This is a genomic window from Mucilaginibacter sp. L196 (genome assembly GCF_009765905.1).
GTDB lineage: Bacteria > Bacteroidota > Bacteroidia > Sphingobacteriales > Sphingobacteriaceae > Mucilaginibacter.
Genome location: NZ_LMUO01000004.1, coordinates 86,931 through 99,320, shown reverse-complemented (window position 1 = coordinate 99,320; position 12,390 = coordinate 86,931). Strand labels below are relative to the sequence as shown.

Genomic DNA, 12,390 nt, shown 5'->3' with positions numbered 1-12,390 from the left:
TCCCTTTTAAAATTACTTTGTTAAAACCAGGGGCTCTTTTTGAATATAGCCTCCAATAGTTCAATAATAGCATGTATTTTGATGATTTCATCTCAATAATACTTATAAAGTGCATTTTTATTTTAAAAAAAAGTGTAATAATATCTGTATGCTATTTATTAATATTATTTAATAACGTAAAGTTTATATTAAATCACTAATAATTAGATATTTTTGTAGAAATATACCCCTATTTAAATAGTGAAAATTCTACATATTGTTGCTTCTCTTAACCCCGCTATGGGTGGTGTCGCCGAAGCTGTAAAGTCTTTTGTTTCAATATCTGAACAGCAATCGGTTTGTAATGAGGTTGTTACCTTAGATCCTCCAGGGGTTGATTATTTACAATCTGATGTTACGCCTGTTCATGCACTCGGCCCGAGCTATGGCTTTTTGAACCATACAAGACAATTAATACCTTGGTTAACCGAAAATATTACACGCTTTGATGCCATTATTATTAATGGCTTATGGGGGTTTCACAGTTATGCTGCATGGAAAGTAATACATAGGCTTAAAAAAAATGGTTCTGTAAAAAAAGTTCCAAGTGTTTTTGTTATGCCTCATGGCATGCTTGATCCTTATTTTCAACGGGCTAAAGAACGGCGCTATAAAGCTTTAAGAAACATATTGTATTGGGCTATAGTTGAACGAGACGTAATAAACGATGCTGATGGGTTATTATTTACCTGTGAAACAGAATTACTATTAGCTCGTGAAACATTCAAATCATACAAACCTAAAAAGGAATACAATGTAGGTTATGGTATTAATACCCCGCCAGAATATAACCGGGATATGCAACTTGCTTTCAATCAATCCTGCGCGGGTTTAACAAACGAGCCTTATCTTTTATTTCTTGGCCGTATTGACTTAAAAAAAGGCGTTGATTTGTTGATAAAAGCATATTTGAAGTTACAGGAAGCCGCCAAAATAACCAATACTCAATTACCCAAATTAGTTGTAGTCGGGCCGGGTTTGGATACCGATTTCGCTAAGAAAATATTACTTGATATTTCCAGGCATCCTGAGGTGAAAGATAAGATCTACTTCCCTGGTATGTTAACCGGAGAAGCTAAATGGGGCGCATTTTATGGTTGTGAGGCGTTTGTGTTACCCAGCCATCAGGAGAATTTTGGGATAGCCGTAGTGGAGGCAATGGCTTGTGGGAAACCTGTTTTAATATCAAACCAGGTAAACATATGGCGTGAAATAAGTAATGGAGGGGCAGGGATAATTGAAGATGACAATTTAATTGGTACGGAAAGTATGTTAAAGCAATGGCTGAATTTAACTGCCGATGAAAAATTAAAAATGGGAAAAAGAGCCACGGAGTCGTTTAAAAAGTGTTTCATTTTGGATAAAAGTGCAAGCAATATGATTACTGTTATTCAGGATACGATAAATGAACGCTTGAGCAAATTGTCTAATTAAACACTGGATATATCTTTCTTAATTTATTTAAAAAATATTCAAACTTTTCTTGTTTAACTGTATTGTAATTATATGGATTTACAGGATGAAAATATCACAGTAACAATACGCCTGCGTAGAAAAAAAGAGCTACCACCAATCGGCAAGGTACTTACACGCGAGCAATATCTGAATGATTATTCCTCAGCACAGGCAGATGCGGCAAAGGTTGAAGCCTTTGCTCATGAACACCTGCTAAGTACTGCTGGAATTGACCTGGCCCGCCGAAGTGTAATGCTTACCGGTAAGGTTAGTGATTTTGAAACAGCGTTCAGTATCAAATTTCAAAAGCATAACAACTATCGTGATTTTAGTCCAGGGGTGCAAATTCCGGATGAGCTAAAAGATATTATTGTTGGTGTATTTGGATTGCAAAATAAACCCATAGCGCGCCCAATGTTTCAGGTAGCTAAAAAAAACGGTAAAATCATTTCGCACGCCGAGGCACCGCAGGCATTTACTCCTGATCAACTATCCAAAATTTATGGTTTCCCGCAAAATGTTAACGGTAGCGGAGAATGTATAGCTATAATTGAACTCGGTGGAGGATTCCGGCCTGCTGATATTACCAATTATTTTAAGAGCTTAAATATTACTGCGCCCCAGGTTAAAGCGATAGCTGTTGATGGTGGAAAAAATGACCCAACTACATCCGATGGTGCCGATGGAGAGGTGATGCTGGATATTGAAGTGGCTGGTGCCGTTGCGCCGGGCGCAAACATTGTAGTATACTTTACCACAAATACCGATCAGGGCTTTTTGGATGCCATAACCACCGCGATACACGACACTACCAATAATCCATCCGTTATTTCAATCAGTTGGGGATCGGCAGAGGTTAATTGGACACAGCAGGCTATGGATAACTTTAACGAAGCTTTTCAAACCGCTGCATCATTAGGGGTTAGTATTTGTATTGCCGCTGGCGATAGTGGCTCAAGCGATGGTGAAACCGATGGAAAGGTACACGTTGATTTTCCGGCATCAAGCCCTTATGCCTTGGCTTGTGGTGGTACCAGTTTGACGGTTAACAACAACGTTATTACTTCGGAAGTAGTTTGGCATGATTCCAATACCTCAGCCTCTGGTGGCGGCGTAAGCAGTTATTTCCCCTTGCCCGATTATCAAGCCAATGCTAACGTACCTTTAGAAATTGACACTCAATTTAAAGGCCGTGGTGTGCCCGATGTAGCTGCGGATGCTGACCCGGATACTGGATACAAAGTTTTGGTTGATGGGCAGGAGTTGGTTATAGGAGGCACCAGTGCGGTAGCTCCGCTAATGGCAGGTTTAATAGCATTGCTTAATCAGCAAAACGGAAAACCATCCGGTTTTATTCATCCACAACTTTATAGCACACCAGGTTTATGTCGGGATATAACGAGCGGAAATAATAAAACTACCTCCGCCGATACAGGATATACCGCCGGGCCGGGCTGGGATGCTTGTTCAGGCTGGGGTGTATTATCAAAATTATAGCAGGGCGAGAAACTATTGATTGTTTTCGTGCATCCAATGCATTGTCTCTTTCAAATCCTGGTACAATTTTTTAAATATCGAAAAGCGGTCTGTATAAATTTGCTTGTTGCTTTTATTGGGCGATACCATTACTTCGTTATCCATTTTGGGTCGCTTGCCAAGTTTATTTAGACCCAATGCCTCATCAGCCAGGAATATCGCCCCTAAAGCGGATGCATCGTCCTGTTGAATGGTAATTAATTGTTTTTGAGTAATATCAGCCAAAATTTGCACCCAAACAGGCGAACTTATAAATCCGCCACTGATATGCAACCGCTCAATTGGTGACGATTTCTCAACCGATTCTATTACATTATTCAGGGCAAAGCAAATACCCTCTAAGCCTGCGCGTAAAAAATGTGATTGCGTATGTTGTGGTTTGATGTTGAAGAATACGCCACAACTTTTGGTATCCCAAATAGGGGCACGCTCGCCATATAAGTAGGGTAGGAATATCAACCCGTCATTCCCCGCAGGGATATGGGCAATATCTTCAAATAGCAATTCATAATCAGTATGGGTTAGCGAGCTTTTGGCTGAGAATGTTTTGAATAACCAATCCAATACAATGCCGCCATTGTTAATTGCCCCGCCACAAACAAAAGTGTTCTCATTCAACAGATAGTTAAATATCATGCTTTGATAATTATATACGGGCTGCTTACTGGTTATACGCACCGCGCCACTTGTACCAATTGTTAGCGATGCTACGCCGGGTTCTGTAACATAACTGCCCAGGTTGGCACAGCAACCGTCGCTGGCGCCAATAACAAATTGTGTGCTGGCATCAATAGTTAGCATTTCGGCTATTGAGGTACTTAAATCTGCTCTTTTGTAAGTGGTATTTACCGGTGTCGAAAGTTGATTTTTTGTTATCCCTGCCAAATCACAGGCAACAGCGTTCCAGTTGAGTTTTATAATATCGAATAGCCCTGTTGCCGAAGCGATGGCATAATCAACCTCAAAAACATTAAATAACCGGTGCCATATATATTCCTTTATCGAAATAAACTTATAGCTGGCTGCAAATAATTCGGGCCGGTTTTCCTTTATCCAGATGATTTTACAAAGCGGCGTCATGGCATGTATCGGTGTGCCGGATGTTTTATAAATATCAGGGCCTTGGTCTGAATTTCTTATCCGCTCCGCGATATTCTCACTTCTGGAATCCGCCCAGGTAATCATAGGGGCCAATGCATTGCCATTTTTATCAACCGGGATAACGCTATGCATGGCGCTGCTCAAACTTATGGCTATAGGTAAATTACCAATTGCTTTCACTACATCGGTAACACAGTTAACAAAGGCTTTGAAAATAATCTCAGGATCTTGTTCGCTATAACCAGCCTGCGGACTATCCACTGGATAATAATGTTGTGAACTCCCAACTGATTTTCCTTCCAGATCAACGGCTACCGCTTTTGAGCTGCCGGTGCCAATATCAATACCTAATAAGTATGCCTGCATTAAAATATATTATCGCCCTAAATTACAGGTTTTAATTTATGGTTGATGCCTGCAAATTGTAAGTTTAATACCATACAAACCATAAATATTACCACTGTACATCTGTGAAATTACCTTAGCTTGCAATATGGAACAAAAACTGCCCTTACCGCCTTTTACTTTTGAAACGGCCACACAAAAAGTTCAACTAGCCGAAGATGCCTGGAACAGTCAGGACCCGCACCGCATCGCGCTTGCTTATACTATTGATACCGAATGGCGCAACCGTTCGGCTTTTATAAACGGTAGGGATGAAGTGATTAAATTTTTAACCGAAAAATGGAAAAAGGAACTCAGCTATAAATTAAAAAAGGAGTTGTGGGCATTTACCGGAAATAAAATAGCCGTAAGGTTTGAGTACGAATACCATGATCATTCCGGGCAATGGTTTCGTGCCTATGGTAACGAAAATTGGGAGTTTGACGAAAATGGCTTAATGGAAAAGCGTTTTGCCAGTATTAATGATCTGGCTATAAATGAGAGCGACAGGAAGCTTTAGAGGTGTTCGGAAGATGGCCTAACTCCCTCCCCTGGGAGGGGTGCGACCAATGTCATTAAGTTAAGCCCCACCTAAATCCTCCCCGGTAGGGAGGACTTAAAAAAACAAACGCGGGCGAAGCTAAAGTCTCCCCTTCCGGGGGAGATTTAGAGGGGGCTATATGCTTGGCGCCCCCTTAACTTAATGACATTGGGGGTGCGACTGGAATGAGCGATAGCGGGGAGGGGTGTTTCGCATGATAGATGGGCGGCTAACCCCCTCCCTACACCCTTCCGGGGGAGGGAATCGCACAGGCTGCCGCTTCTTTTGAAATCTTCAGAACAGGTATGAGGTGTAATGTTAATATTTTCAATACATTGTTTGATTATGAAGCAATGATATTGTTTTAAATTATATATTTACAATCTCAATAAATCCTACATTATGAGCCTTTGTAAAAACTATGCAACCAGTATTATGCTGGTTATGCTTACTGCGAGTTCCATCACCGTAAAAGCGCAAACAAAACCTGTACCCCAATTAGGTAAAAACACCATACAAGAAGTTATTGCCGCCATGACGCTGCAAGAGAAATGTTCCCTTGTAGTTGGTTCAGGTAAAGCCCCACGACCAAAAATGAAGGCCGGTGTTAGCAGCGGTTACGTGGCACCACCACCGATGATCGGTAAAACAGAACGCAAAGTTCCGGGTGCAGCAGGTAATACCACAGCTATTCCCCGATTAGGTATCCCGTCATTAGTATTAAGCGATGGCCCTGCCGGAGTTAGAATTGATCCACATCGCAAAGGCGATAGTACACACACCTATTTTGCTACTGCTTTCCCGGTAGGAACACTATTGGCATCAACCTGGGATCCATCGGTAGTAGAAGGAGTAGGACGTGCTTTTGGTAACGAGGTTAAAGAATATGGTATTGATATTTTATTGGCGCCCGGTGTAAATATCCATCGTAACCCTTTAAACGGGCGTAATTTTGAATATTATTCTGAAGATCCGCTGGTTGCAGGTAAAATGGCCGCAGCCTTAATAAATGGTGTACAATCAAATGGGGTTGGTACATCCATCAAACACTTTGACGCGAACAATCAGGAAACAAATCGTAATTCTGTTAATGCAATTATTAGTCAAAGGGCTTTAAGAGAATTATACCTCAAGAATTTCCGCATTGCTATTACAGAATCACAACCGTGGACCGTAATGTCATCATACAATAAACTAAACGGTACTTATACAGCAGAAAGACATGATCTGATCACCACTGTTTTGCGTGATGAATGGAAATTCAAAGGTTTTGTAATGACAGACTGGGGCGGCGGCTATAGTGCTGTGGCTGAAGAACGTGCCGGTAACGATCTGATCATGCCGGGACGCCCTGACCAGATTGAAGATTTAATGAGCGCTGTTCAACATGATTCATTAAGTATGAAAGTTTTGGATGAAAATGTGGCGCATATTTTAAACATCATCCTAAAATCGCCATCATTCAAAAAATACGCTTACTCCGATAAACCTGATCTAAAGGCGCATGCCATGGTATCCCGCAAAGCGGCAACCGAAGGTATGATCCTGTTAAAAAATGAAGACCATGCACTGCCTATCAGCAAAAACATAAAATCAATTGCTGCTTTTGGTAATGCGTCTTACTTTACTATCGCGGGCGGTACAGGTAGTGGCGATGTAAACAAGGCCTATGTAATTTCGGTAGCTAAAGGTCTGGCAAATGCTGGTTATACTTTGGATGCTAACTTAGAAACAAGCTATACTACTTTCATTAATGATACCACTCAAAAATTACGTGCAATAGCAAGGGCAGCACATCACTGGCCTGGCCCGGTGCCTGAATTGATAGCCGCTGATGAAACGATCAACCAAAAAGCTGATAACAGCGATATGGCGTTAATTACTATTGGCAGAAATGCCGGTGAAGGATCTGACCGTAACCTGGAAACCAATTATACCCTTACGCCTAACGAGCAACAACAGATCAAAAAGATCGCCGACAGTTTTCACGCTAAAGGCAAGAAAGTTGTTATCGTGTTAAACATTGGTGGGGTAATTGATATGAATGGCTGGAAAGATAATGCCGATGCGATATTATTAGCATGGCAACCAGGCGAAGAAGCCGGTAATGCAATTGCCGATATTTTAACCGGTAAAGTTGACCCATCAGGTAAATTGGCAACTACTTTCCCTGTTAAGTATGAAGATGTGCCTTCAGCTAAAAACTTCCCGGGTTTACCCGCGGGCAACCCCGACCATGTAGTTTATCGGGAAGGAATATATGTGGGGTATCGATACTATGATACTTACAAAGTAAAACCAATGTATGAGTTTGGTTTATCATACACCAATTTCTCTATAAATAATCTTAAGATAAGCTCACCTGTATTTAGTGGATTGTTAACTGCTACCGTAACCGTAAAGAATACAGGTAAGGTTGCCGGTAAAGAGGTGGTGCAGGTTTACATCAGCGCGCCAACCAAAACCATCGACAAGCCTGCGCAGGAGTTAAAAGCATTTGGCAAAACCCGTTTGTTACAACCGGGCGAATCGCAAATATTAACCTTCAAAATAAATGCGGCTGATCTTGCATCGTTCCACACTGATGCATCATCATGGATAACTGATGCAGGAAATTACGTACTTAAAGCAGGTGCTTCATCGCGCGACATCAGACAAACAGCAGACTTTAAGGTTTCAAAAACTATTGTTGTTGAAAAAGATCACAACGTTTTAAAACCTGAAGTAGCTATTGAAGATGAGTATAAGGGAAACTAATCCAATATTATTCACCATGTCATTGCGAGGAACGAAGACAACCGACCAAAGGGAGCTCATTAATACCGATAAAAAATAAACCGCTCATTAATAATCGCAAGGAAGCAAGCCGAACTATGCAAATTCGCGATTGCTTCGTTCCTCGCAATGACATTAATTAACAGAAAGCCTTTAGATTAATTTCTAAAGGCTTTCTTAATTTATCAAATAACTGTCATATCAAAATATATAATTGGCATATCGGAAAAAGTCGATATATCTTTGTGGTATGGATCAGGTAGAAATATTCAAAGCACTTTCCAATAAGTCGCGATTGCAAATACTTAACTGGCTTAAAGAACCGGAAACAAATTTCCCGGATCAGGCTGTGCATGGTTACGCCAATGGCGTTTGTGTGGGGCAGATACAAATAAAAGCTGGGTTAACACAATCAACCGTGTCCGAATACTTGTCAACGCTACAACGTGCAGGCTTGGTAAAATCAAGCCGGGTAGGGCAGTGGACCTACTACCAGCGCAACGAAGAGGGCTTTGCCCTGCTGAACCAGATCATTCAATCAGAAATTTAAATTAAAAATTATATGAGTACCGATAGCTTATTCAGGCCCTTTAGCCTAAAATCATTAAATATAAAAAACCGCATAGTGATGGCGCCGATGACGCGTTCATTTTCACCCAATGGTGTACCGACTGCTGATGTCGCGGCCTACTACCGTAAACGTGCGGAAGGTGAGGCTGGTTTGATCCTTTCAGAAGGAACAGTGATCAATCGTGTATCATCATCAAATGATGCTAACATCCCACATTTTTATGGTGCCGAGGCTTTGGCAGGATGGAAAAACGTTATCGACGGTGTACATGCAGCAGGGGGCGCAATGGGCCCGCAAATATGGCATATGGGTATTATGGATAACCACGCTTCAGGTTGGGTTCCCTCTCAGCCATTTGAAGGGCCGTCTGGCTTAAACAGGCCGGGTTTCAACAATGGTAACACCATGACCGATAGTGACATTGCCGATACCATAAAAGCTTTTGGCCAGGCAGCCGCCGATGCCAAAGCGTTGGGTTTTGATTGCGTAGAGATACACGGCGCGCACGGTTATTTGATTGACCAGTTTTTCTGGGAAGGAACTAATGAACGTACTGATATTTTTGGTGGTAAAACATTACCTGAACGCAGCCGCTTTGCGATAGAAGTAATTAAAGAAGTGCGTAAACGTGTAGGCGAAGATTTCGCGGTGATCATCCGTTTATCACAATTTAAACCATCGGCCTATACTAATCAGTTAGCCAAATCACCGCAGGAACTGGAAGCCTGGCTAAACCCATTGGCTGATGCCGGTGTTGATATTTTCCATTGTTCACAACGTCGTTTCTGGGAGCCTGAATTTGAAGGTGCTGATCTGAACTTTGCAGGCTGGGCTAAAAAAGTAAGTGGTAAAGCTACCATCACTGTTGGTTCGGTAGGTTTATCAGGCGATTTCTTTGGCTCATTTGCAGGTGAAAGCTCACAAGCAAGCTCATTGGATGAATTATTAAAACGTTTTGATCGTGGTGATTTTGATTTGGTAGGTGTTGGTCGCCCAATATTAGCTGATCCTTTCTGGCCTAAAAAAATACACGAAGGCCGTACAGATGAATTAAAAGGATTCTCTCCCGCTGCTTTAGGCGAGTTGGTAATGTCATAATACATTAAATAAATACAAATAAGTGGAAGCCCCGGAATAATCCGGGGCTTTTTTGTTTTATGAAATTTTGGTGAAACGCCCAATTAAAAAATACTTAGTTTTGCAACAACATGACACATATCGAAGACTCCATAGTTGAAGGTGTTGAGGAGGATATTAAACCCAAAACCTGGAAACAGACACTTTGGAATATCACCAAAACAGTATTAAAAATTGTTATCACCGCTGCACTTTTATACTATGTATTTAAAAAGGTGCCGTTTGATTCAGTAGCTACAAGGTTTGTACATGCAAATTACTGGTGGATGTTTGCAGGTGTCGTGTTCTATTTTGCTTCAATGGTGGCATCTTCCTGGCGTTTGTTAAGTTTTTTTAAGTCGATAAACTTACGACTTGATTCAAGATTTAATTTCAGGCTGTATCTCTTAGGTATCTTCTATAATTTCTTACTTCCGGGCGGTATCGGTGGCGATGGCTATAAAATATACCTGCTGAATAAAACTTATAAATTACCGGCAAAAAAAGTATTCTGGGCAATTCTTTTTGACAGGCTTAGCGGTTTATGGGCAATAGGATTAATTATAGTTTGCCTTAAAATATTCATCCCGCAAATACCAATTAATTTTGCCATTCCTGCAAGCATTTTTGTGGTAGGCAGTATTGTCTATTACGTGGTAGTCAGGATTTTCTTTAAAGAATTTGGCAAACATTTTTTTAAGGGACATGCAAAAGCCATTGTAGTGCAGGCTTTCCAGGTGCTAACTATCATTATGGTACTTTTGGGGCAGGATTTTACTGGCAAATTTGCACCATACCTGTTGGCCTTTTTAGTTTCGGCGCTTGCCGCTGTAGTGCCTATTAATATCGGCGGTGCCGGGGCGCGTGAACTTGTTTTCCAAAAATCAGCTGGTTTCTTCCATATAGATGCCAGTTTGGGTATTTACCTTAGTATCTCATTCTTTTTAATATCATTATTAGTTGCTTTAAGTGGCATCTATTATTTGATACGCCCGAGTCGTTTACAAGAAGGCTTGCCAAAAGCAGAAGAAATTAAGGAATAGTAAAGCTATTTTCTTAATTTGCACTTTTTATAAACTGACTGACCAATGGCTTCTTTTAATGATTTTGGCAACCCGCAAGTTGCCGCATTGCCTGCGCATTTAAAACAATTTATTGTTGAGCAAAATTATGACCATTATACCCCGGTAGATCATGCTGTTTGGCGGTATGTAATGCGCCAGAACTATAGCTATTTAAAAGATATAGCTTACTATCCATACATCCCCGGGTTAACTAAAGCCGGGCTTTCCATAGAGAAAATACCCAACTTACAGGAAATGAACGATGCCCTTGCCAAAATAGGCTGGGGAGCTGTTACGGTTGATGGGTTTATTCCGCCTGCCGCCTTTATGGAGTATCAGGCTTACCGTGTTTTGGTTATTGCGGCAGATATTCGCCAGCTAAATCATATAGAATACACACCTGCGCCTGATATCATCCATGAGTCTGCTGGCCATGCGCCAATTATCGCAGATCATGATTATCACCAATACCTCAGTTATTTTGGTTCGATAGGGGCTAAGGCCATGTTCTCTGCACAGGATTTTGACCTATATGAAGCCATCAGGGCGTTATCGATATTAAAAGAAATGCCGAATGCCAATGAGGCCGAGCTTAAAAAGGCAGAAGATCTGGTTGCCTGGCAACAGGAAAATATGGGTGAGCCGTCAGAAATGGCATTATTAAGTCGCCTGCATTGGTGGACAGTTGAATATGGGCTGATCGGCACTTTGGAAAACCCCAAAATATACGGAGCGGGCCTGCTTTCATCTATTGGCGAAAGTGCGAGCTGTATGAATCCTGATGTTGAAAAGCTTTGGTATACTATCGATGCTATAAAATACTCGTACGATATTACCAAGCCTCAACCCCATTTATTTGTAACCCCAACGTTTCAAAACCTGATAGATGTATTGGAGGAATATGCCAATACCATGGCATTCAGAGTAGGTGGTGCAAGTGGATTGAAAAAAGCACTCGACAGTAAAAATACCTGTACAGCGGTTTATAGCTCCGGCTTGCAGGTTACAGGCACTATTGCCGAGTTTAAAATAAATAAGGATAACCAGCCTTATTTTATAAAAACAAGTGGCCCGAGCGCTTTATCAGTAAACGACAAGCAACTGCACGGTCATGGTAAAGATTACCATAAAGATGGTTTCAGCTCGCCGGTTGGAAGGTTGAAAGGGAATGATAAACCATTGGAGCATTTTTCGGAAGAGGAACTATCTGCCATCGGCCTAAAAGAAAATGAAACATCGACACTCAATTTTGAGAGTGGTATAACTGTAAGCGGGCTTGTAAAATCAATTTTAATAAATAACGAAAAGATTCAACTGATCACATTTACTGATTGTACTGTTAAAGACAAAGATGGCAATATATTATTCGATCCAGCATGGGGTGTTTACGATATGGCCGTAGGTGAGAAAATAGTTTCCGTTTTTTGTGGCGCTGCCGATAAGGAAGAATTTATTGAGGTTCCGCATAAATCCACAACGGGTACTCATCACGTTCAATATGATAATAATACGCTCGAACTGCATCAATTGTATCAGCAGGTGCGCAATCGCAGGCATACAGGTGGTGATTATGGGTTTTTAGGTAATGTTTGGCGCAAACTGCAAGCCAATCACTATGATGACTGGCTTTGCGCGCTTGAAATATTGGAGCTATTAGATCATGAAAATGCTGAGCCGCGATTAGCTGTTGAGATCAGGAGCTTTCTTGAACAAAAAGCTGCTCATGAGCCTGAATTTACCAAGCTTATTAATGATGGATTATATTTAATAAAGCATCCGGTTGAGCAAAATTTAATATTTTAGCATTA

9 protein-coding genes are annotated in these 12,390 nt (G+C 41.2%); 8 read left to right on the top strand and 1 reads right to left on the bottom strand.

Translation table 11 applies throughout. The features are described 5' to 3' along the window. The first annotated feature begins 240 nt into the window (after positions 1-240). Both GSQ74_RS00845 and GSQ74_RS00840 read left to right on the top strand, forming a co-directional pair. Entirely contained in the window at positions 241-1,473 is a 1,233-nt protein-coding gene (locus GSQ74_RS00845; RefSeq protein WP_158989087.1) for a glycosyltransferase, read from the top strand. A 72-nt stretch (positions 1,474-1,545) separates the two neighbouring features. Then, on the top strand, positions 1,546-2,991 hold the full coding sequence (locus GSQ74_RS00840; protein ID WP_158989085.1) for a S8 family serine peptidase: 1,446 nt from the start codon (positions 1,546-1,548) through the stop codon (positions 2,989-2,991). 12 nt (positions 2,992-3,003) lie between these two features. Here the strand turns inward: GSQ74_RS00840 and GSQ74_RS00835 are convergent, their stop codons facing one another. Beyond that, on the bottom strand, positions 3,004-4,497 hold the full coding sequence (locus tag GSQ74_RS00835; protein ID WP_158989083.1) for a gluconokinase: 1,494 nt from the start codon (positions 4,495-4,497) through the stop codon (positions 3,004-3,006). Between the two features lie 127 nt (positions 4,498-4,624). Between GSQ74_RS00835 and GSQ74_RS00830 the strand changes: the two genes are divergently transcribed. The 6 genes from GSQ74_RS00830 (at position 4,625) to GSQ74_RS00805 (ending at position 12,385) form a co-directional block, all read left to right on the top strand. Next, the gene (locus tag GSQ74_RS00830) at positions 4,625-5,035 is read left to right on the top strand and encodes a nuclear transport factor 2 family protein (protein WP_158989081.1); all 411 of its coding nucleotides are present in this window, start codon (positions 4,625-4,627) and stop codon (positions 5,033-5,035) included. A 423-nt stretch (positions 5,036-5,458) separates the two neighbouring features. Next, complete coding sequence (locus tag GSQ74_RS00825; RefSeq protein WP_158989079.1) at positions 5,459-7,813, top strand: beta-glucosidase; 2,355 nt, start codon at positions 5,459-5,461, stop codon at positions 7,811-7,813. 268 nt (positions 7,814-8,081) lie between these two features. After that, positions 8,082-8,381: a helix-turn-helix transcriptional regulator gene (locus GSQ74_RS00820; RefSeq protein WP_158989077.1), complete on the top strand. Its 300-nt coding sequence runs from the start codon at positions 8,082-8,084 to the stop codon at positions 8,379-8,381. 12 nt (positions 8,382-8,393) lie between these two features. Continuing rightward, the gene (locus GSQ74_RS00815; protein WP_158989075.1) at positions 8,394-9,500 is read left to right on the top strand and encodes an NADH:flavin oxidoreductase; all 1,107 of its coding nucleotides are present in this window, start codon (positions 8,394-8,396) and stop codon (positions 9,498-9,500) included. Between the two features lie 110 nt (positions 9,501-9,610). Next, positions 9,611-10,561 carry a lysylphosphatidylglycerol synthase transmembrane domain-containing protein gene (locus GSQ74_RS00810; protein ID WP_158989073.1) on the top strand — a complete coding sequence of 317 codons (951 nt, stop codon included), beginning with the start codon at positions 9,611-9,613 and terminating at the stop codon, positions 10,559-10,561. A gap of 45 nt (positions 10,562-10,606) precedes the next feature. Further along, positions 10,607-12,385: an aromatic amino acid hydroxylase gene (locus GSQ74_RS00805; protein WP_158989071.1), complete on the top strand. Its 1,779-nt coding sequence runs from the start codon at positions 10,607-10,609 to the stop codon at positions 12,383-12,385. The last annotated feature ends 5 nt before the right edge of the window (positions 12,386-12,390 follow it).